This is a genomic window from Moraxella sp. CTOTU47579, assembly GCF_032004885.1.
Classification (GTDB): domain Bacteria; phylum Pseudomonadota; class Gammaproteobacteria; order Pseudomonadales; family Moraxellaceae; genus Faucicola; species Faucicola tetraodonis.
Map to the genome: position 1 here is coordinate 18,467 of NZ_DALZOJ010000016.1, position 22,578 is coordinate 41,044.

Here is a 22,578-nt window from a genome sequence, read left to right on the forward strand (position 1 = left end):
GTCATATCGAGAGTGCTACATTTAGACGGTTATATTGGCGTCTTGCAATTGCAGCAAAATCTCATGCACCATTTTTTTTGGGGAACTGTGACCCGTAACAATGGTGATGTCAGCAAGCTGCTGATAAATTGGGTCACGTTTACAAAACAGTTCAGTTAGCTTTTGCTTAGGATTGTCTATTTGTAATAACGGACGGTTGCGGTCTCGACAAGTGCGTTCATATTGAATATCAACTTCTGCCCGCAAATAGATAATTATACCACGTTTTAAAAAATGGTGATTTTCAGCGATAGTGACTGCCCCACCGCCTGTGGCTAGTACGACATGATCGAGCTGGGTTAGTTTATCAAGCACACGTGTTTCACGTTGGCGAAACCCAACTTCACCCTCTTTTTCAAAAATCCAGCTAATACTGGCACCTGAGACGCGTTCTATTTCCTGATCACTGTCATAAAACGTAAACCCAAGTTGCTGCGCCAACAGTTTACCAATTGTCGTTTTACCCGCACCCATTGGACCAATCAAAATAATTAACGGCTTAGGTTGATTACACTCCATAAAAAAACCACAAATCACTCTATAATATATTGAAAACATTATACTGTGATTTGTGGCAATGCGCTATAAGACTATTTTGTTATACAAAACGTCTGTTGGGTGGTCAATTAATTGATACGACCCGTGTCATTCACCAATTTTGGGGTCACAAAAATCAATAATTCTTGCTTATTATTGCTTTTTGAGGTGCGTTTAAAGAAGCGATCAACATAAGGTAAATCCCCTAAGAAAGGGATTTTAGTCACATCGTTACCTAAGGTATTTTTGAACACGCCACCGAGCACAACCGTTTGACCATCATCGACGACTACGTTGGTTTTAATCGAATCTTTAGAAACCGCTGTCGCACCATTGATGATGGTTGGTGAACCATTTTCAATACTCAAATCCATGCCAATACGACCTTCAGGGGTAATATTAGGGGTCACTTCAAGACTCAATGCCGCTTCGATAAAGCTCGTTGAAGTTGCCCCACTGGCAGAGGCTTCTTGATAAGGAATTTGCGTCCCTGACATGATTTTGGCAGTTTGTTTGTCGGCAGTTAGCACTTTTGGACTAGAGATGACTTCACCTTTGTTATCCGCTTGCATGGCTGACAATTCTAAATCTAATAGTAAATCTGAAATGCTCAACAAGCCAAAGGCAATCGAGCCTGCGGCGTTGGTCGCTCCCAAATTGACACTGAGGTTATTAGCGGCAGTGAGACCGCTATAGACAGGATAGGTAGTACCATCGGCATTCGTAGCCGTGGTATAAGTCTTAAGGCTATCAATGGTACTTAAATTACCACCCACTAGCAGGTTACGATTACTTGCCGCGCCTTGCGATAAAATACCCCATTTCACCCCAAGTTCTTTACTAAAGGTGTCTGTCGCACTCACAATGCGAGCTTCAATCATCACTTGTTTGACAGCGATATCGATTTTACTAATCAAATCACGGATGTTGCTGATGGTTTCAGCGGTGTCTTTAACAATCAAGGTATTGGTGCGGGTATCGATTGTGACTGTACCTCTGTCTGTTAACAGTGAGCTGCTGCCGCTCGAACGATCGGATGTTGCTCTACCTGCTTCAATCAATGTTCGTACATTTTCTGCTTTGGCATAGTTAAGTCGAATATATTCGGTACGCAGGGGGTCTAATACTTTTTTCTCTTGTTGCGCTTTTAACTCATCGGCTTCTTGTTTGGCAAGTTCTGCCGCGGGTGCCACCCAAATTACATTACCATTAACCCGTTTATCCAAATTTTTACTTTTTAGGATAATATCTAAAGCTTGATCCCAAGGCACGTTAATCAGACGCAAGGTAATATTACCACTGACGCTGTCACTGGCAACAATATTGGTATTGGTATGTTGTGCCAAAACTTCTAAAATCGTCCGCACGCTGACATCTTGAAACTCTAGTGATAAAGGCGCCCCACTATAGGTACGTTCTTCAAGGGTCGGCTCGCGCAGACGTTTGGGGGGATCGATATTGATATTTAGCTGATTACCTGTTTGAAAGGCTTTATAGTCATAATCGCCTGTCATGGCAACACGAATCACGCCATTGCGTCCTTGGTTGGTTGCGATAACATCACGCACCAAGCCATTACCTACGGTCATTTGTTTTTGTAGGCGACTTGGAATGGTGGCGCCTGTCAGACGAATGACCAACTCATCACCCATGCGCTGCACATCCACAGGGATACTGTCATTTACCAAATTGATGCTAATATTACCGCCGCCGTTCGAGGTGCCATTAAAATTAATCGCCGCTAGACCATCATAGTTATATTGTTGAACAACCGCGGCAGCAGGATTTAATAAAGGATTGACTTTGACTACCATGGTATTGGCGGGTGGCGCGACTTTTGGTGTTTGGGTCACGACGGCAACAGGTGGCGGCGTTTGCACGACCACAGGTGGCGGCGTGACAATCACAGGGGCAGGAACAGGTTCAGTCACGACGACAGCAGGCGCTACTACTGCGGGCTGACTCACAACGACGGGGGTAGTCACCACAGGTGTAACGATTGCGGGATTGGTAGCTACAGTGGTTACTGCAGGGGTGCTTCCCTTCGGCTGCATGGAGACAACAAGGCGATTATTAATCACACGTGTACTAAAGGTCGCTTGATTTGACAACTCAATAATCATACGTGTCATACTGTCATTGGTCAGCGTTGTGACATTGTTGACATAGCCTTTGTTATAAGTTTGCATCCGTGATGAAATTTGATTATTCACATTGGGAAAATCCAACACCAGTCGTGTGGGTGAAGCAAGCTCATAAGCTGTCGGCGTCACAGCAATATTAGCAAAGTCGACATTGAGTTCTGTTAACATAGCGCTCGGCGTGGTAACCGAGATATTTCTAATCGTATCAGCTGCAAACACGCTGCTAGATACTAACATCGCACTCATCGCTACCGCTAGCTTAGATGTTGAAGTTCGAAATGGATAGGCATTAAAATTCATTGAGTTATCCCTTTGTTTTATTGACTAACTGCGGCAACAATTGAGTTTGGTTTTTCGACATAGCCGACACGACTGTCTGGTATGATTTCAATTAAGTTAATTTGGGTTGGCGTAATCTCTGCAATACGCCCATCATTTTTACCCATATAATTACCCACTTTGACACTGGCAATGCCCCCATCTGGGCGTTGAACAAGACCATATACCTCGCCAGATGATGACACCATCGTACCTTTATAGGTAAGCTCATTCAACTCAAATTGTTCAAGCGGCTCTTTGAGTCGGGTCACATCGGGTCTGACCCCTTGCATTTGCTGTACTTGATTGGCTTGCAGCATTAAACTGGGCGGCATAAATGGGCTACGCAGCTGTGAAGCGCTGTAATTAAACTCTTGTACCACTTCAGGTGTCGGTGGTGGCTTTACCGGTTGCGCAGGCTGGTTACGGATGTCCTGCATTTGTTGCTCTGCCAAACCGACACGGTCGGTACAGCCAGATAAGAGGGCTAATAGGGCTAAGCAAATAGTAAGCTGTTTTTTATTTATCGCCATTATTTGCTTCCTTATTGTCAGACCCAGCTGGATTTTTTTGATTATCTTTTTGTGCCTTTTTCAATTCTTCTTCATTTAGCTCTTTTGAACGATAAGTTTTAACGTTCAAAACAAGATTGGTTTCTGGTAGCTTGTCTAGGCTAGGACTAGGGTTGGCAACTTCAAAGTCATGCAGTGTAATAATGCGAGGTAATTTAGCAAGCCCACTAATGAATGAGCCAAATTGGTGATAATCTCCTAAAGCGGCAATACGAATTGGCTGCTCAATAAAGAACTCTTGAGACACTTCAGGTTCAACTTTGATATCCTGAAATTTGACATTACTGCCCACACCAACCATATTTATCCCATCCACTAGGTCAGAAATACGGGTGTCTTTGGGTAATTGATTGAGCAGTTCTTTAAAATCAGACTGCATTTTTAATACTTGCGCTTGATATTCTTTTAAATGACGTGCTTTGGATTCTTTTTGGCGATATTGATCGAGCAAGGTTTGCTGCTCGGCTTCGGCAGCGGCAATCTCCTCACGTTTGGTACTAATCGGTAAAAACCAAGTTAAAAAGGCGATAACAGCGACCATAAATAGCAAGACGGTAACCTTAACAGGCACAGGCCAGCTACCATAATTATTTTGGTCTAGTGATTTAAAGCTCTCGGCGAAGGCTTTAACATCAAACGATTTTCTTGCGGTAATGTGAACGGGTTTTTTGACGAGCTTCGGTCTTTTTAGCGGATTGGTTAATTTCACCGTTATTTCTCCTTACTCGCACTTGCCGCAACGCCACTGGCAGCGGTGGCACTGGCAACGTCGGTTTGCTTAACCATGGTTGTTACCACAAAAGTCACGTAATTGGCTTCTGGTAATGTTGCGCTGGTACTGCTAGCGCTGATGTTACCGGCAGCAGGTGCGGGTGTGGCGGCTTGATAAGCCACTGCATTGGGCTGCTGTATACTGACCACAGCCGATTTTTCTAACCACTGCGTCCCATCAAGACTGCGCATAAATGTTGAAATCACATTTGGATTGTCGGCTTGACCGGTAAAGGTGATGGTATCAGCTTCACGCTTCATACTGGTCAAATACATTTGTGCCGGGATAATTCTGGCAATATCGTCCCAAATACGAACAGGTACAGGGCGACGACCTTGCAAGTCTTGAATCACTTTCATACGCGCAATGATATCATCACGCTGCTGCTCAAGGGTTTCGATTTCTTTTAATGCCTTGTCTAAATTAGCGTTTTCTTGTTTGATACGTTCATTAGCAAGCTGCTGGTTTTCTAGGGTATTTTTATAGTAACTCCATGCTGCAAAGGCACCGAGTAGCGATAAAAACAATACCGCAACCACTAAAGTCATAAACTCACGGTTTCTACGTTCTCGAAGTTCTTGACGCCAAGGAAGTAAATTAATCTTTGCCATTAATCAAAACTCCGTAACGCCAAGCCACAAGCCGCTATTAAGCTTGGCGCGTCCATAATCAGTAATTCAGTGTTGATATGGTTATTAATCGTCATATTTGAAAATGCATTGGCAATACCTGTGCGGGTACCAAGTTTTTGTTCAACCATGCTTGCTAGACCCGCAATGCTGGCACTGCCCCCACCCAACAAAATATAATCTACTTGGCTATTTTGGCTGGATGAAAAATAAAACTGCAGCGAGCGGGTGATTTGCTGCACAATGGCATCTAAAAATGGCATTAATACATCCGTATAGTAATCATCTGGCAATGACAGGGTGCGCTTATTAATCATCGCCTCCTCGAACGTCAAACCATAACGGCTTTGAATACTTTCAGTTAACTGGGCGCCACCAAAAAGCTGTTCACGGCTGTACACAAACTCCCCGTCTTTTGCAATATAAAGCGTGGTTTGGCTGTGCCCGATATCAATGAGGGCTACATGCTGAGGTTGACCTGGCAAGCTATCGACCATTAATTGAAAGGCGCGTTCAACTGCGTAAGCCTCTACATCCACAATTTTAGTTTCCAGTCCCGCCAAAGCACCCGCATCGACACGCTGGTCGACGTTTTCAGTGCGAGAGGCAACTAACAATACCTTACACATATCAGGCGTGGCTGCAGGACCTATCACTTCAAAATCTAAATTAACTTCTGATAAAGGATAGGGAATATATTGGTCAGCATCCAGACGGATACGAGATTCTCTTTCAAGCTCTGTGAGATCCGCTTCCATCTCAATAATTTTGCTAATGACCGAAGACCCAGATACGGCTGTCGCGATATGTTTACTAGAAAAACCTCTACCGCGGGATAATCTTGCGAGGGCGTCACTGACCGCGTCAATATCTACAATATTTTTATCCACAACTGCACCGCGGGGTAACGGTTCAATGCCATAATTTCTTAAATGAAATAGACCTTGCTGCCGTGTTATTTCAACCATTTTTATCGCAGTGGTGGTGATATCTACCCCAACGACTTGCTTGTTGTTTTTTGTAAATAACCTCACAAGTTTGTTCCTTGTATACTAAGTTCGGTAACGTGATTTTTACTACGCTACAATACTTTAGAAACTTTAGAGATTCAACCTTTAGTTAGCTTTAGTTAGGACTAATTTATTAGCTAGTTTAAAAACAATATAAAAGCAAAATAGATTTTTCACAGAACTCAAATTTTTTTAGGTATAATGGGGCTTTATTTTGCTTTGAGCTAATGACTTTATGACCCAGTCGACTGCTGCTACCTTTACTTGGATGAAATTTTTACTCAATCTCTTGGTTGCAATTTTAGCGTTTCTTTTTATTTTGGTATTAGCTTTTCCCATCGGTTTTTATGGTATGGCGATGTATATATCACCTAGCCTGCCAAGCTTAGATGACCTTAAAAAAGCCAAGCTGTCAATGCCACTACAAATCTATACCGAGGACAACCAATTAATTGGTCAATACGGTAATGATATGTCTCTGCCAGTGACTTATGAGCAAATCCCCAAAAATATGGTGAATGCTTTTTTAGCGGCCGAAGATTCGTCATTTTTTCAGCACAGTGGTATCAGTATTAAGGGCATTGGGCGGGCACTGACCGAAGCGGTGAGCGACGACGATAGCCAGACAGGGGGGTCAACGATTACCCAGCAAGTTGCCAAAAATTATTTTTTATCCTCCGAACGTACCCTTAATCGTAAATTAACGGAGTTATTTTTAGCCCGTAAAATTGAAGAAAAGCTGTCCAAACAAGACATCATGACCTTATATGTGAATAAAATCTATTTGGGTCAAGGTGCGTATGGGATTAAAGCCGCCGCTAAGCAATATTATAGTAAATCATTAAATAACCTAACCATTGCTGAAATGGCAATGATTGCCGGTCTGCCAAAAGCGCCATCCAAATACAATCCTGTTGCCAACCCTGAGCGCGCGTTAGAGCGGCGCAACTGGATTTTGGGTCAGATGCTTAAAAATGGCGCAATTAGCCAAGCGCAACACGACGAAGCGGTTGCCGCACCCATTGGACTGCGCCTATACCAAGCAAAACTTGATAAAAACTTACCGTATTTGGCGGAAATGACCCGTGCCTCATTGGTAGAAAAATATGGCGAAGCTGTCATCAATTCGGGCTGGCGCGTAAAGCTTACCATTAATAGTGAAGCACAAGAAATTGCAGAAAACGCCATTAAACGCGGTTTATTTGCGTATGATCGCCGCCACGGTTGGCGTGGCGCTCCTGCTAATACAAAAGATAAAGAAAAACCTGGCAAGCTTGCCAACTTCCCAGTTATCCATTCTTTTTATCCGGTTGAAGTCACCAAAGTCTATCCTGGCAATGGCTTTGATGCGGTCATGAAAGACGGTACTCAGATTAAAGTGCCTTGGTCAAACATGCGCTGGGCGACACTGCACTATCGCAATCCCAACTCAGCATTTATCTCCAACAACATCGTCAATCTGCATGATATTGTGTATGTCACATCAAATGCTGACAACACCAGCTGGAGCTTGGTGCAAATTCCAGCCGTTGAAGGCAGCCTAGTATCGGTCAATCCAGAAACTGGCGCGTTACTTGCGGTCGTTGGTGGCTTTGATTTTAATAAAAGTAAATTTAACCGCGCCATTCAAGGCTATCGCCAACCAGGCTCAACCATCAAGCCATTAATCTACACCGCTGCCCTAGAAAAAGGCTTTAGCCCAGATACCATGATATCTGATGATCCATTAACCGTCGGTTCTTGGAAACCCAAGAACTCAGATGGGCGCAATTTGGGGATGATTCCACTGCGTAAAGGTTTATACCTATCACGTAACCTAGTATCAATTCGGGTACTACGTTCAGCGGGTATCTCTGATACGCGTGAGCTACTCAATGAATTTGGGTTGGAAAAAGAACGCATGCCAAACACGTTGTCATTGGCACTCGGTTCTGGTGAAGCGACCCCATTACAGATGGCTACGGGCTATGCGACCTTTGCCAACGGCGGTCACCGTATTCAACCTTATTTTATTCAGCAAATTTTTGACTACAACGGTAAGCTGCAATACCAAGCCAATCCAAAACAAGCCTGTGCAGTATGTTTTAACAATGATTTACAGCAAACCAATGAAGATAACTTAACCGCCTTCCAAGAACAACAAACTGCTTTGTTAAGTGGCCAAAGTAAAGACACGCAAGCAGGCGATAAAGCGACTGAAAAATCTGATTTATTCAACGCAAACCCACTGGCTAAAACCAACGAAAAAGACAGTTTAAACAAACAAGATAAGAAAAAACTTAGCAAAGAAGAAGCGGCATTAGAAGCCAGCACTCAGCAAATGCTAGCACGCCAAGCGTCCCTTGAAGCGCAACTATATGATGCCGGCCCCGACACTGATAAGCTAAAACCCATGCCTATTCAGTATATTCCAGCGCAGCAAGCGCCCCGTATTCTTTCTTCTAATGTGGCATTCCAAATGGCCAATATCTTACGTGATGTCATCCAGCGCGGTACCGCGGTTAAGGCACGGGCGTTAGGTCGCTCAGATTTGGGTGGCAAGACAGGTACTACCAATGATGCCAAAGATGCGTGGTTTGCCGGTATCAACCCCAGAATGGTGACGACAGTTTGGGTCGGTTTTGACCAACCGATCGGTATGGGTAAAAAAGAATTTGGTGGCGTGGCGGCGCTACCTATTTGGATGGATTTCACCTCTAAAATGCTCAAAGGTCAACCTGTGGAATGGGTATCAGTGAATAATCGCGCCAAATCCAAAAAACAAGAGCAGGAAACCATTGAGCTCACTGACAATGGGACTAGACGCGTCGATAGCAAGGGCAATGAAATCACCCGTGATGACAGTAAACCCCCGCAAGCGGTTACCCAAAAACGCCCTGAGGAACAAGCATCCGTGCCGATGCCCACGACGGGTAACAATATCAACTACACTCAGTTAAATAGCAATAAACCACTGAATGAATGAGTAGTTAATAAAAAAGCTCGATTAATTATCGAGCTTTTTTATGGTCTTTGATAAGTATTAATGGGATAAGTAACAAGGTGATAAATACCAAAATTGATTAAACGATTAAAACTCAATCATCCCTTCTCGCAAACTATCGATCGTATCCACCAAATCGCCACGCCATTGGCGAATCATATCGACTGAAATATTGGTACTTGATGGACTTGCCATAACATCAATCACCGGTAATTTGGCATTTTTATTGCTTTCATCACTCTCATTTCCAAGATTCTGTGGCACAGGTTTATAGATAATTTGCTGCCATGCTTTTTCGATGTCGCCCAAATAATCATTAGCTAATAGTTGCTTTAACCGCATGACTTCAGGTGATACTTGGGTTTTGGTTTCCAAGGCATCACTAATTGATTGCAGACTCGGGTTTGGCATAGTTAAATTATAATAGCGCGCTACTTCTTGTAAAAATGCCAAATACCCGCCGTACAAATGCATGAGTGCGCTTTCAATATGTGCTTCCTGTAATTGCCCTTTTGGCGTCTGTTCAGCTTGCTGACAATAAATTCGGCAAAAATACATTTTTTGATTGGTTCTATCTGCTTGATAACGTGCAACACGACCTGCCATATTGTTTCCTTAGACATTTGATACGGATATTTTGATGAAAAAAAAGGCCAGTTGCAAGCACCGGCCTTTTTATGACTGGTTAACGATTATTTTGCATCTTGGCTATTAAACTCTTCAGCAAATTTGTCTTCAAATGACATTGACGCAGGCTCCATGTTTTCGGCAAACAAGGTGTCTAGTGCTTCTAGCTGCTGATTTTCAGTAGCTTCTGTGGCGGTGGTTTTACCGCTCTCTAGACGCTGGGCATGGTAAGCTAAACCAGTACCTGATGGTACCAAGCGACCGACAACCACGTTTTCTTTTAGACCACGTAAGTCATCAATCTTGCCAGTAACTGCTGCCGCCGTCAATACGCGCGTTGTCTCTTGGAATGACGCCGCAGAAATAAAGCTTTCAGTTGCCAATGACGCCTTGGTGATACCGAGCAATAAACGGTCAAACTTGACTGGGAATTTGTTTTCTTCGTCGAGTTTTTTGTTCATGGCGACGATATCAGCGTATTCAGCTTGGTCACCTTTGAAGTAGCTTGAGTCACCGCCATCGGTAACTTCAACTTTACGTAGCATCTGACGAATAATCACTTCAATATGCTTGTCGTTGATTTTTACCCCTTGTAAGCGGTAAACGTCTTGTACTTCATTGACGATGTAGTTGGCAAGCTCAGTTTCACCTTTTAAGCGTAAAATATCGTGTGGGTTTTGCGGACCATCGGCAATCACCTCGCCACGCTCAACACGTTCACCCTCAAACACGTTGATTTGACGCCATTTTGGAATCAACTCTTCATGCACTTCGCCATCATCATTGGTAATGATAAAGCGGTTTTTACCTTTGGTGTCTTTACCAAAGCTTACTGTACCACTCATTTCTGCCATAATCGCATGATCTTTTGGACGACGCGCTTCAAATAAGTCAGCAACACGTGGTAGACCACCGGTAATATCTTTGGTACCTGATGATTCTTGTGGTACACGACCTAAAATCGAACCTGTTGTTACCTCATCGCCTTCACGCACACGAATGATCGTTTGCTGTGGTAAGAAATACACCACTTCTTTACCCTCTTTGGTATCAAGGATAATCGCAGGACGTAAATCTTTACCCGAGCTTGGGCGGTCTTTGGTCGCCAAGATTTCGTATGAGCTCATGCCCGTTGCTTCATCGATTTTCATGGTGGCTGTTAAACCATCGGTGATTTCGCTAAAGCGTGCGGTACCTGATACCTCGGTAATGATTGGATGGGTATGCGGATCCCATTTACCAATGGTCTGACCTGGGGTAACCTCAGTGCCATCCGCCACTAAAATTGACGAACCATACGGTGCTTTATAGCGCTCACGCTCACGGCCTAATTCATCGGTAATACTAATTTCTGCAGAGCGAGAAACTACCACCAAATGACCATCGGCATGGCTAACAGATTTCAAGTTTTGGAAGCGAACAGTACCGCCTTTATTAACCTGAATGCTGTTTTCCACAGCTGCGGCACTCGCGGCACCACCCACGTGGAAGGTACGCATGGTAAGCTGGGTACCCGGCTCACCGATTGATTGCGCTGCCATGACACCCACAGACTCACCAATATTGACGCGGTGACCACGTGCTAAGTCGCGACCATAACATTGTGAACAGACACCATGTGGCACTTCACAAGTAATCACAGAACGTACCCAAACTTCGTCAATACCATGTTCATCAAGTACTTTTACCCAATGCTCATCCAGCAAGGTACCTGATGGGATGGCTAGTTCGCCTGTTTTATTTGACATCACATCTTTGGCGGTGACCCGGCCCAGCACGCGGTCAGCCAATTGTTCAATGATTTCACCACCCTCAATGTGTGGCTTCATCAAGATACCTTTATCGGTACCACAATCAGGCTGGGTGATAACCAAATCTTGCGCAACGTCAACCAAGCGACGGGTTAAGTAACCTGAGTTTGCTGTTTTGAGTGCGGTATCGGCTAGACCTTTACGGGCACCGTGCGTCGAGATAAAGTACTGTAAAACGCTTAAGCCTTCACGGAAGTTAGCTTTAATGGGGGTTTCAATAATCGAGCCGTCTGGTTTTGCCATCAGACCACGCATACCTGCCAACTGACGAATCTGTGCGGCACTACCACGCGCACCTGAATCCGACATGATATAAATCGAGTTAAACGATTTTTCTTTTTCCGCTTCACCTTGGCTATTGATAACGGTATCTTGTGATAGGTTATCCATCATCGCTTTGGCGATTTGGTCATTGGTACGTGACCAAATATCAATGACTTTGTTATAACGTTCACCCGCGGTCACGAAACCTTGTTCAAACTGGCTTTCAATCTCACGAACTTCCGCATCCGCCGCTTCGATGATTTTGTTTTTGGTAGGTGGAATGAGCATATCTTCCATACCAATGGATACACCTGACAACGTTGCTTGGGCAAAACCCAAATACATCAATTGGTCAGCAAACATGACGCTGTCTTTCACGCCCATTTTGCGGTAGCAAGAATTGATAAGGCGAGCGATGTTTTTCTTGGTCATCTCTTTGTTGACTTCGTCAAAGCTCATACCTTTTGGGGTGATATTCCAAATCAAACAGCGGCCGGCAACGGTGTCAACCATTTTAGTAACGCTATTGGCATTACCTTCATCGTCATACGTGATTTCTTCAATGCGTACTTTAATTTTGGCATTGACGCTTAAATCACCAGTACCTAGCGCACGATACACTTCTTTCACGTTGGAGAAAGTCATGTTTTCGCCTTTGGCATTGATGTGCGAACGGCTGATGTAATACAAACCCAATACAACGTCTTGTGATGGCGTGATGATTGGCTCACCATTGGCAGGTGACAAGATGTTGTTGGTTGACATCATCAAGGCACGGGCTTCAAGCTGGGCTTCTAGGGTTAACGGTACATGTACCGCCATTTGGTCACCATCAAAGTCGGCGTTGAACGCGCTACAAACTAGCGGATGTAGCTGAATCGCTTTACCTTCAATCAGTACAGGCTCAAATGCTTGTAAACCCAAACGATGGAGGGTCGGTGCACGGTTTAGTAGCACTGGGTGCTCACGAATCACGCTGGCAAGCATATCCCACACTGCCGGTTCTTCACGCTCAACCATTTTCTTAGCAGCTTTGATAGTGGTCGCAATGCCATTTTGCAAAAGCTTGGCATAAGTAAAGGGCTTGAACAGTTCAAGTGCCATTTTTTTAGGCAAGCCACATTGGTGTAGACGCAGGTATGGACCCACGGTAATGACCGAACGACCTGAATAGTCAACACGTTTACCGAGTAAGTTTTGACGGAAACGGCCTTGTTTACCTTTAATCATATCGGCTAAAGATTTTAATGGACGTTTGTTGCTACCTGTAATCGCACGACCGCGGCGACCGTTGTCAAGCAGCGCATCCACTGACTCTTGTAACATACGTTTTTCATTACGCACGATGATGTCAGGCGCATTGAGCTCTAACAAGCGTTTTAAACGGTTGTTACGGTTAATGACGCGGCGATATAAATCATTTAAGTCTGAAGTGGCAAAACGACCCCCTTCAAGCGGTACCAATGGACGCAAATCAGGTGGCAATACAGGCAATACCGTCATTACCATCCACTCAGGTTTGTTGTTTGAATCACGGAATGACTCAAGCAATTTTAGGCGTTTTGACATTTTTTTAAGTTTGGTTTCTGAACCCGTGTTAGGAATTTCTTCACGTAACTGGTCGATTTCCAAATCTACATCAATATCGCGCAGCAAGTCTTGCACCGCTTCAGCACCCATTTTCGCAGTGAATTCATCACCAAACTCTTCAAGTGCTTTGAAGTAATCTTCATCATCGAGCAACTGATATTTTTCAAGGCTAGTTAAACCTGGGTCAGTGACGACATAGCTTTCAAAATACAATACGCGCTCGATATCACGCAAAGTCATATCAAGTAATAGACCGATACGGCTTGGTAATGATTTTAAGAACCAAATATGCGCAACTGGGCTTGCCAGCTCAATGTGACCCATACGCTCGCGGCGTACTTTGGCGGCGGTCACTTCAACACCACATTTTTCACAGATCACGCCTTGGAATTTACGGCGTTTGTATTTACCACACAAGCATTCGTAGTCTTTAACAGGTCCAAAAATTTTGGCACAAAAAAGACCATCACGTTCTGGTTTGAAAGTACGATAGTTGATGGTTTCAGGCTTTTTAACTTCCCCATGCGACCAAGATTTGATGGTGTCAGGTGAGGCAAGAGAAATTTGAATGCTGTCGAACTCTTGGTTACCAGAGTCGGCAGGGCTTTTCATGATGTCTAATAAGTCTTTCAAACTGCTTCTCCATCGATTAAATTGAAGGTCGCTACAGATTGACTTTCAATTTAAGGTTAATTTTTATTCGTTTGTCATTAACAAGGTAAACTATTAAGTTTGAGTATGGCGACTTTTAAAGCCGCCATACTTACAATCATGACTTAGTTTTTACTTTTGCTATGATCTTTTAACTCAATATTGATACCCAATGACTTAATCTCTTTGGTCAATACGTTGAACGATTCTGGCATACCGGCTGACATGTTCTGTTCACCATCGACGATGTTTTTGTACATGCGGGTACGACCTTCCACGTCATCGGATTTCACCGTCAACATCTCTTGCAATGTATAAGCAGCACCGTAAGCTTCAAGTGCCCACACTTCCATCTCACCGAAGCGCTGACCACCAAACTGGGCTTTACCACCCAATGGCTGTTGGGTGACCAGTGAGTAAGAACCCGTTGAACGTGCGTGCATTTTGTCGTCAACCAAGTGGTTGAGTTTGAGCATGTACATATAACCCACGGTCACAGGACGATCAAACTGTTGACCGGTACGACCATCAAACAATACTTGCTGACCTGAGGTTGGCATACCCGCTAATTCTAGCAAGCCTTTGATTTGCTGTTCTTTAGCGCCATCAAATACTGCGGTACCCATTGGTACGCCTGCACGTAGATTTTTTGACATCGCAATGATTTCTTCATCACTGATGCTGCCTAAATCCACTTGCTCGCCGCCAATTTGGTTATAGATTTTGTCTAAGAAATCACGTAACTCAGCAACTGCCGCTTGTTGTTTGATCATCTCATCAATCTTGATGCCCAAACCACGTGCTGCACCGCCTAAGTGAGTTTCTAGAATCTGACCGACGTTCATACGCGATGGTACACCTAGTGGGTTTAGTACTACATCCACTGGGTTGCCGTTTTCATCATATGGCATGTCTTCAATCGGCATGATACGTGATACCACCCCTTTGTTACCATGACGACCTGCCATTTTGTCACCGGGTTGAATACGACGTTTTACTGCCAAGTACACTTTGACGATTTTTTGCACGCCATGCGTTAAATCATCACCTGCCGTTAATTTGCGTTTTTTCTCAGTGAATTTTTCATCGATTTCTTTTTGTTTATCGGTTAAAAAGTCACCAATTTGTGATAAACGCTCTGCGGTATCTTCTTGGGTTGGCTGAATATCCAGCAATGTTTCAAGTGACATGTCTTGCATTGAGTCTTCACTCAACACCGTACCTGATTTTAAGCCCGCGCCACCGCTGACAGTTTGACCGTCAAGCAATGAGATAATGCGACCGCGTGCCGCGTTTTCAAAGATACGCAATTCTTCTTTTAAGTCTTTACGATAGCTATCAAGCTGGGCTTTTTCGATAGCTTGCGCACGGCTGTCTTTTTCTACGCCATCACGGGTAAAGACTTGGACGTCAATAACCGTACCTTTGGTAGAAGAAGGCACCCTCAATGACGTATCTTTAACATCTGCGGCTTTTTCGCCGAAAATTGCACGAAGTAGTTTTTCTTCAGGGGTGAGCTGGGTTTCACCTTTTGGTGTCACTTTACCCACTAAGATATCGCCACCTTGCACTTCCGCACCAATATAGACAATACCTGCTTCATCTAGATTAGCTAGGGCTGCCTCACCCACGTTTGGAATATCGGCAGTGATTTCTTCCGTACCCAATTTGGTATCACGCGCCACACAGGTCAATTCTTGGATATGAATGGTGGTAAAACGATCTTCTTTAACCACACGCTCAGATAACAAAATCGAGTCTTCGAAGTTGTAACCGTTCCAAGGCATAAACGCCACACGCATGTTTTGACCCAATGCCAACTCACCCAAATCGGTTGATGGACCATCTGCCAAGATATCCCCGCGCGCGATTACATCACCTTGGTTGACGATAATGCGTTGGTTGATACAGGTGTTTTGGTTTGAACGGGTGTATTTGATTAAGTTGTAGATATCAATGCCCGCTTCACCCGCCTGCATTTCATCTTCATTCACTTTTACAACGACACGGCTCGCATCCACGTCCATAATGACGCCGCCACGTTTGGCAGTCACACACACACCTGAGTCACGGGCAACGTGACGTTCCATACCCGTACCAACCAGTGGTTTGTCAGAACGTAACGTTGGTACCGCTTGGCGCTGCATGTTTGAACCCATCAAGGCACGGTTGGCATCGTCATGTTCTAAGAATGGAATCAAGCTGGCTGCCACAGACACAACCTGACGTGGTGATACGTCCATATGGGTCACTTTCTCTGGTGCCATACGGACAAATTCACCATAGTTACGCACAGAGACATAATCTTCTGTCAACTGACCGCTTTCATCAATTGGCGAATCCGCTTGGGCGATTACAGTACCCACTTCTTCAATCGCTGATAGATATTCGATTTCATCCGTTACTTTACCGTCAACTACTTTACGATACGGGGTTTCTAAGAAACCAAATTCATTGGTTTTAGCATAGACGGCTAGTGAGTTGATCAGACCGATGTTTGGACCCTCAGGGGTTTCAATCGGACATACACGACCATAATGGGTTTGGTGTACGTCACGGACTTCAAAGCCTGCACGTTCACGTGTTAAACCACCTGGACCTAATGCAGAAACACGACGCTTATGGGTGATTTCTGACAACGGGTTGTTTTGGTCCATGAACTGTGACAATTGTGATGAACCAAAGAACTCTTTAATGGCGGCTGCCACAGGTTTTGAGTTGATCAAATCTTGTGGCGATAAGTTATCTGTTTCAGCTGAGCTTAAACGCTCTTTAACCGCACGCTCAACACGGACTAGACCCACGCGAAATTGATTTTCTGTCATCTCACCGACTGAACGGACACGGCGGTTACCTAAATGGTCAATATCGTCCACTACCCCACGACCATCACGAATTTCAATCAACATTTTTAATACGTCGATAATGTCTTCGTTGGTCAACACACTGCGTTCACGCTGCACATCAGGGTCATTGGTTGGCTCATAGGCACGGCCCAAACGACGGTTGAACTTCATGCGACCGACATTTGATAAATCATAGCGGTCTGCGTTAAAAAACATCGATTCAAACAGTTTTTCAGCCGTATCGAGTGTTGGTGGTTCACCTGGACGCATCACTTTGTATATTTCAATCAACGCTTCTTCACGGCTCATCGCAGTATCCGCGCGCAGTGTATCGGCGATGTATGAACCATGATCGATATCGTTAGTGAATAAGATATCAAATTCTTTAATACCGTTATTGCTGATTTTGACCAAAGTCTCGTGGTCAAGCAATTGGTTAGCGCGTGCAATGACTTCATCATCCACAACGATATCTTGTGCCAAAATACGTTCATACAGGTATTCATCAGGCACAGGCAATTTAGTCATACCGGCTTGTTCGATTTTACGAATCGCGCGCGCGTTGATACGTTTGCCCTGTTCGACAATCACTTCGCCATCAGGTGAAACGATTTCAAACTGCGCCATTTCACCGCGTAAACGGTCAGTGACAAGATCGATTTCAAATTGCTCATCACCTTTATAGACGTGGGTTTTTTCATAAAACGCATCTAAAATTTGCTGTGTATTCATCCCAATGGCATGCAAAATCACTGTTGCCAATAATTTACGACGACGGTCAATACGAGCAAACACCAAGTCTTTGGCATCAAATTCAAAGTCTAACCATGAACCACGGTAAGGAATAATACGGGCGTTATATAGCACTTTACCACTTGAATGTGATTTGCCTTTGTCATGGTCAAAGAATACGCCTGGTGAACGGTGTAATTGCGATACGATGACACGCTCAGTACCATTAATCACAAAAGTACCATTTTCAGTCATCAATGGGATTTCACCCATATAGACGCTTTGTTCACGGATATCTTTAATTGCCGCTTTAGCATCTTTGTCTTTAACATCTTTGTCTTTGATGACCAAACGGATTTTGACACGTAATGGCGCTGCATAGGTTGAACCACGTAAAATACATTCGCGCACATCAAACTCTGGTGTACCTAGATAGTATTCAACAAATTGTAGCTCCGCATTGCCAGTATGGCTTTCAATAGGGAAAATAGAATTAAAAGCGGCTTGTAAACCAATGTTTTCCCGACCTTTTGGCTTTTTATTTTCTTGCAAAAATTGCTCATACGAGTCAACTTGGATGGCCAATAAGTATGGCACGTCCATGACGGTGGGCAACTTTGCAAAACTTTTACGAATGCGTTTTTTTTCAGTATACGAGTATGCCATTAAAAGTCCTTAAACATTCAAAGCGTTAATGCCTACCCATCTATTAATACTTCAGTGCACTGATACTGCTGTGCACTGATAAAGCCACAAATCACCACATTTCCGGTTAGGAAATTAAGTTTTTTGCGAACTTATTAACGATGGAATCTATTTTTAAAAGATTTGATGACCCAATTCTTACAGTCTTAAGTCACCAACTTAAATCCAATTTCCTAACGGAAATCTTAAAACCTTGCTCAATCAGCGGATAAGTTAATCATCACAGGATGGATAACCTAATCGGCGATATAATATAAAATCGATACAAACAAAAACTGTAGAGACGACAAAAAGCCAAACACCTTTGGGGTATTTAGCTCAAGTTTTTTTACGCATTACCAGACTTTCTAACTTGCATGGAACAATTCTGTCCTTGGTGCGTGTGCCATCTTATGTTCAATCAGACACGAAAGGTCAAGAGAATGATTATAATAAAAAAAAGCCATTATTGCAAGTGCAATAATGGCTTTTTGAAGTTTAGAGAACTTAAGTGCGAGAATTATTTCAATTCTACTGATGCGCCTGCTTCTTCTAATTTTTTCTTCAATTCTTCAGCTTCAGCTTTCGCTACGCCTTCTTTAACAGTTTGTGGTGCGCCTTCAACTAGGTCTTTAGCTTCTTTTAAGCCCAAGCCAGTGATTTCGCGAACTGCTTTAATAACAGCTACTTTCTTGTCGCCAGCGCCAGTTAATACAACGGTGAAGTCGTCTTTTTCTTCTGCTGCAGGTGCATCACCGGCTGCTGCAGGTGCTGCTGCTAGTGCAGCGGCTGATACGCCAAATTTTTCTTCCATTGCAGAGATAAGATCTACAATTTCCATTACTGATTTTTCAGCGATTGCATCAAGAATTTCTTGGTTAGTTAATGCCATGATGTGTATTCCTAAATAAGTGAATTTGGTTTAAAAAATCCTAAGCGTAGCTAAGTTTGCTTAAATAAATTAAGCGGCTTCGCCTTGCATTTTGTCGCGTAATGCTGCCAAAGTACGAACAAATTTGCCTGCAGCGGCTTCTTTCATCGTACCCATTAAGCGCGCAATCGCTTCGTCGTAAGTTGGTAAGCTTGCTAAACGATCGATATCTTTAGCAGCGATAAACTCGCCTTCAAAAGCTGCGCCTTTAATTTCAAACTTATCGTTTGTTTTAGCAAATTCTTTGAACAAACGTGCCGCAGCACCTGGATGTTCAGTTGAGAATGCGATAAGTGTTGGACCTACAAATACGTCATTTAACACAGAGTAGTTAGTGTCTTCTAACGCACGACGTAATAAAGTATTACGCACGATACGCATATCAACACCCGCTGCACGAGCTTCTTTACGCAGTTGGGTCATTTTACCTACTGTTACACCACGAGCATCGGCAACAACAGCAGAAAGGGCACCTTTGGCAGATTCACTTACTTCAGCAACAATCGCTTGTTTGTCTTGAAGATTTAATGCCATGGGTTGTCTCCATATTATCAGTTTCCTAGTTATGATTAACTTAGGGCACCAATAAACCTAGTTAATATAATAAGTTAAAGTACAACTTATTATCACTCCGATACGGTGGCAGTCAATGGTAAATTAAACTGCCATCCCGTCTGCGTAGGCTGTGAAAAACTTTCACAATTAAACTATTTACGATTAAACCAATAGAATTATGATTAAACCAATAGAACCTACGGTCTTAGACAGCACAACCCGTTTGTGCTGAACTAAATTTATAATATGTTAAAAATTCACCATTAAGCTTTAAAGCTTAGGCATTACGATAAGGAACTGCATCTAAGTTGATGCCAGGACCCATCGTGCTTGATAGGGTGATTTTTTTGATATAAATACCTTTTGAGGTCGCAGGTTTTGCTTTTTTCAAATCAGCGATTAATGCAGACGCATTTTGCTCGATTTGTTCAGCGCTAAAGCCTACTTGACCAATTGTAGTATGGATAATACCCGCTTTATCAACACGGTAAGTTGCCTGACCCGCTTTGGTGTTTTTAACCGCTTCAGCAACGTTAGGGGTAACTGTACCTACTTTAGGGTTTGGCATTAAACCACGTGGACCTAAAATTGTACCTAATTGACCAACAACGCGCATTGCATCAGGCGACGCAATCACAACATCAAAGTCCATGTTACCTGCTTTGATGCTTTCTGCTAGGTCTTCAAAACCTACGATATCAGCACCCGCTTCTTTTGCTGCATCAGCTGCTGCACCTTGTGCAAACACGGCAACACGTTTGGTTTTACCGGTACCTGCAGGTAGGTTAGTAGCACCACGAACCACTTGGTCAGATTTACGTGGGTCAACGCCTAGATTGATAGCAATATCGATTGACTCTTTGAATTTTGCAGGTGGTAATTTATTTAGGATTTCCACCGCTTCAGTCAATGTGTATTGTTTGTTCGCATCATAGCTTTCAGCGATTGCTTTTTGACGTTTAGTTAATTTAGCCATTTACACGCCCTCCACGTCAATACCCATTGAGCGAGCAGTACCCGCCAATGTGCGAACCGCAGCTTCTAAGTCAGCAGCAGTTAAGTCAGCATTTTTAGTGTTAGCAATTTCTTCTAACTGTGCACGGTCAACTTTACCTACTTTAGTTTTGTTCGGTACGCCTGAACCTTTAGCAGCACCTGCAGCTTTGCGAATTAAGAACGCCGCTGGTGGTGACTTCATGATGAAGGTGAACGATTTGTCGTTGTAAACCGTGATTTCAACGGGAACAGGTAGACCTGGTTCCATGCTAGAAGTAGCTGCGTTGAACTCTTTACAGAATGCCATGATGTTCACACCTTTTTGACCCAATGCTGGACCGATAGGTGGTGATGGATTAGCTTTACCAGCTGGCACTTGTAGTTTGATGTAACCATCAATCTTTTTAGCCATGATAGACTCCTGTTATGGGTAATAGCGCTAGACTCCCACTCATCGAATGGCTATCTGGCTCCCCGGGTGATATTGTCAATCTTGCAGACAACAGAAAAAATAAAGTGCCATATTATAAGCGAATTTTTACTTAGGTAAAGCAAAAATTGCTAAATTTGGCACTTAGTTACAATTTTATTAGTAGATTCAAATTAAAAATTAGTTAATTTTTTCTACTTGCTTAAATTCTAACTCAACCGGTGTTGGACGGTTAAAGACATTGACAGTCAACTGTAAGCGTGATTTTTCGTAATCCACTTTTTCCACCAAGCCTCTAAACTCGGTAAACGGACCATCGATAACCAATACTTCTTCACCTGGCTCAAATAAGGTTTTTGGACGCGGTTTATTTTCGTTGGTATTTAAACGATTCAAAATGGTATCGGCTTCTTTTGGGGTAATCGGCGCAGGATTTTCTGGCGTACCGCCAATAAAACCCATCACACGTGGACAGTCTTTAACTAAGTGCCATGTGTTGTCGTTCATATCCATTTCAATCAATACGTAACCTGGGAAGAATTTACGCTCAGATTTGCGTTTTTTGCCATCCCGCATTTCGATAACTTCTTCGGTTGGGACGAGTACTTGACCAAACGATTCTTTGTATTCGCTGCGATTGATACGTTCAATCAATGAACGCTGCACTTGTTTTTCAAAGCCTGAAAATGCTTGTACGATATACCAACGCATGGATAATCTTCCTCTAATTCATTGCTAAACACATCGCCTACTATACCAAATATGAGCAATGCAGGTAAAATATTGATATTGCTAGATAGATAAAAACCCACAGATGTGGGTCAAATAAAAGGGTTTGGCTAAATTTTTGCTATTGACCAATGACGTATTGAATCAACTGGCTAAATACGGTATCTAATAACCACACGATAAAGGCTAATATCCCAGCCACTACCGCAACTTGCCAAGTATATTCAAGGGTTTCTTGTTTGGTCGGCCAAGTCACACGGCGTAATTCAACGCGGGAATCTTGCAAAAGTGTCTTAAAAGCACTGCCTTGGTTGGTCAATGCCAGTGCCAATAATGCAGCAATGATTAGTCCAGCAATAACAGCCACGCGCGTCCATAAACTGCTAGCGGGTTGCCAATATGCGGGTAAATATTGATTGACTAAAGTTGCGCTGATTAATGCGACAAAAGCAAAAATCCACAGGGCAAAATCTTTAGGGGAGTGTCGTTTGGCAATCTCAATAGCAGCAGGTTCGTGGACAACCACTTTTTCACCAGACATCCTTTTGCCATTGAGCTCTGCTAGTTTGTTCTCTAGCATTTGTTTCATAAGGCTGCCCTGTCTATCATTAAAACGTATTTTATTATTAGAATACAGCGTACACGCTAACCTAACTAAAATGTGGCAGGCGATGAGGGACTCGAACCCCCAACATTCGGTTTTGGAGACCGACGCTCTACCAATTGAA

At 43.4% G+C, this 22,578-nt stretch carries 16 protein-coding genes; 1 reads left to right on the top strand and 15 read right to left on the bottom strand.

Annotated features, from left to right (window positions below):
* Positions 1 to 21: 21 nt before the first annotated feature.
* The 6 genes from RTP55_RS09500 to RTP55_RS09525 all read right to left on the bottom strand — a co-directional run bounded on the left by RTP55_RS09500 (position 22) and on the right by RTP55_RS09525 (position 6,045).
* On the bottom strand, positions 22 to 558 hold the full coding sequence (locus RTP55_RS09500; protein WP_312385769.1) for a shikimate kinase: 537 nt from the start codon (positions 556 to 558) through the stop codon (positions 22 to 24).
* A gap of 107 nt (positions 559 to 665) precedes the next feature.
* A complete protein-coding gene (pilQ, locus tag RTP55_RS09505; protein ID WP_312385770.1) occupies positions 666 to 3,020 on the bottom strand; it encodes a type IV pilus secretin PilQ in 2,355 nt (784 codons plus the stop codon).
* Positions 3,021 to 3,037: 17 nt separating this feature from the next.
* A complete protein-coding gene (locus tag RTP55_RS09510; protein WP_312385772.1) occupies positions 3,038 to 3,571 on the bottom strand; it encodes a pilus assembly protein PilP in 534 nt (177 codons plus the stop codon).
* Positions 3,558 to 4,319, bottom strand: a complete 762-nt coding sequence (locus RTP55_RS09515; RefSeq protein ID WP_409418436.1) for a type IV pilus inner membrane component PilO — start codon at positions 4,317 to 4,319, stop codon at positions 3,558 to 3,560. The genes RTP55_RS09510 and RTP55_RS09515 overlap by 14 nt, the downstream gene beginning before the upstream one ends.
* Positions 4,320 to 4,321: 2 nt before the next feature.
* Entirely contained in the window at positions 4,322 to 4,993 is a 672-nt protein-coding gene (locus RTP55_RS09520) for a PilN domain-containing protein (RefSeq protein ID WP_204156438.1), read from the bottom strand.
* A complete protein-coding gene (locus RTP55_RS09525) occupies positions 4,993 to 6,045 on the bottom strand; it encodes a pilus assembly protein PilM (protein ID WP_312385776.1) in 1,053 nt (350 codons plus the stop codon). The genes RTP55_RS09520 and RTP55_RS09525 overlap by 1 nt, the downstream gene beginning before the upstream one ends.
* Before the next feature lie 211 nt (positions 6,046 to 6,256).
* Here RTP55_RS09525 and RTP55_RS09530 point away from each other — a divergent pair, with 211 nt between their 5' ends.
* A complete protein-coding gene (locus RTP55_RS09530) occupies positions 6,257 to 8,986 on the top strand; it encodes a penicillin-binding protein 1A (protein WP_312385777.1) in 2,730 nt (909 codons plus the stop codon).
* A 105-nt stretch (positions 8,987 to 9,091) separates the two neighbouring features.
* Here RTP55_RS09530 and RTP55_RS09535 read toward each other — a convergent pair whose 3' ends face one another.
* The 9 genes from RTP55_RS09535 to secE all read right to left on the bottom strand — a co-directional run bounded on the left by RTP55_RS09535 (position 9,092) and on the right by secE (position 22,439).
* Positions 9,092 to 9,610, bottom strand: a complete 519-nt coding sequence (locus tag RTP55_RS09535; RefSeq protein WP_135888360.1) for a DUF6586 family protein — start codon at positions 9,608 to 9,610, stop codon at positions 9,092 to 9,094.
* Positions 9,611 to 9,696: 86 nt separating this feature from the next.
* Positions 9,697 to 13,929, bottom strand: a complete 4,233-nt coding sequence (rpoC, locus tag RTP55_RS09540) for a DNA-directed RNA polymerase subunit beta' (RefSeq protein ID WP_099833603.1) — start codon at positions 13,927 to 13,929, stop codon at positions 9,697 to 9,699.
* 143 nt (positions 13,930 to 14,072) lie between these two features.
* Positions 14,073 to 18,191 (bottom strand): DNA-directed RNA polymerase subunit beta, encoded by a 4,119-nt coding sequence (rpoB, locus tag RTP55_RS09545; protein ID WP_312385781.1) that lies wholly within the window; start codon positions 18,189 to 18,191, stop codon positions 14,073 to 14,075.
* Positions 18,192 to 18,729: 538 nt separating this feature from the next.
* Positions 18,730 to 19,101 carry a 50S ribosomal protein L7/L12 gene (gene rplL / locus RTP55_RS09550; protein ID WP_007116395.1) on the bottom strand — a complete coding sequence of 124 codons (372 nt, stop codon included), beginning with the start codon at positions 19,099 to 19,101 and terminating at the stop codon, positions 18,730 to 18,732.
* A gap of 69 nt (positions 19,102 to 19,170) precedes the next feature.
* Complete coding sequence (gene rplJ / locus RTP55_RS09555; protein ID WP_065253716.1) at positions 19,171 to 19,674, bottom strand: 50S ribosomal protein L10; 504 nt, start codon at positions 19,672 to 19,674, stop codon at positions 19,171 to 19,173.
* 298 nt (positions 19,675 to 19,972) lie between these two features.
* Complete coding sequence (gene rplA, locus RTP55_RS09560) at positions 19,973 to 20,671, bottom strand: 50S ribosomal protein L1 (RefSeq protein WP_060996316.1); 699 nt, start codon at positions 20,669 to 20,671, stop codon at positions 19,973 to 19,975.
* Positions 20,672 to 21,103, bottom strand: a complete 432-nt coding sequence (rplK, locus tag RTP55_RS09565) for a 50S ribosomal protein L11 (RefSeq protein ID WP_036597691.1) — start codon at positions 21,101 to 21,103, stop codon at positions 20,672 to 20,674.
* A 198-nt stretch (positions 21,104 to 21,301) separates the two neighbouring features.
* Positions 21,302 to 21,832, bottom strand: coding sequence for a transcription termination/antitermination protein NusG (nusG, locus tag RTP55_RS09570; RefSeq protein WP_007116399.1), 531 nt, complete (start codon positions 21,830 to 21,832; stop codon positions 21,302 to 21,304).
* 139 nt (positions 21,833 to 21,971) lie between these two features.
* On the bottom strand, positions 21,972 to 22,439 hold the full coding sequence (gene secE / locus RTP55_RS09575) for a preprotein translocase subunit SecE (protein WP_138018876.1): 468 nt from the start codon (positions 22,437 to 22,439) through the stop codon (positions 21,972 to 21,974).
* Between the last annotated feature and the right edge of the window lie 139 nt (positions 22,440 to 22,578).

What these genes read in the sequence shown, in the direction of transcription:
- RTP55_RS09500 (WP_312385769.1), bottom strand. Translation starts at nt 558, where the DNA reads ATGGAGTGTAATCAACCTAAGCCGTTAATTATTTTGATTGGTCCAATG.
- nusG (WP_007116399.1), bottom strand. Translation starts at nt 21,832, where the DNA reads ATGCGTTGGTATATCGTACAAGCATTTTCAGGCTTTGAAAAACAAGTG.
- RTP55_RS09520 (WP_204156438.1), bottom strand. Translation starts at nt 4,993, where the DNA reads ATGGCAAAGATTAATTTACTTCCTTGGCGTCAAGAACTTCGAGAACGT.
- rplA (WP_060996316.1), bottom strand. Translation starts at nt 20,671, where the DNA reads ATGGCTAAATTAACTAAACGTCAAAAAGCAATCGCTGAAAGCTATGAT.
- rplL (WP_007116395.1), bottom strand. Translation starts at nt 19,101, where the DNA reads ATGGCATTAACTAACCAAGAAATTCTTGATGCAATCGCTGAAAAATCA.
- RTP55_RS09535 (WP_135888360.1), bottom strand. Translation starts at nt 9,610, where the DNA reads ATGGCAGGTCGTGTTGCACGTTATCAAGCAGATAGAACCAATCAAAAA.
- RTP55_RS09530 (WP_312385777.1), top strand. Translation starts at nt 6,257, where the DNA reads ATGACCCAGTCGACTGCTGCTACCTTTACTTGGATGAAATTTTTACTC.
- rplJ (WP_065253716.1), bottom strand. Translation starts at nt 19,674, where the DNA reads ATGGCATTAAATCTTCAAGACAAACAAGCGATTGTTGCTGAAGTAAGT.
- pilQ (WP_312385770.1), bottom strand. Translation starts at nt 3,020, where the DNA reads ATGAATTTTAATGCCTATCCATTTCGAACTTCAACATCTAAGCTAGCG.
- rplK (WP_036597691.1), bottom strand. Translation starts at nt 21,103, where the DNA reads ATGGCTAAAAAGATTGATGGTTACATCAAACTACAAGTGCCAGCTGGT.
- secE (WP_138018876.1), bottom strand. Translation starts at nt 22,439, where the DNA reads ATGAAACAAATGCTAGAGAACAAACTAGCAGAGCTCAATGGCAAAAGG.
- rpoB (WP_312385781.1), bottom strand. Translation starts at nt 18,191, where the DNA reads ATGGCATACTCGTATACTGAAAAAAAACGCATTCGTAAAAGTTTTGCA.
- RTP55_RS09510 (WP_312385772.1), bottom strand. Translation starts at nt 3,571, where the DNA reads ATGGCGATAAATAAAAAACAGCTTACTATTTGCTTAGCCCTATTAGCC.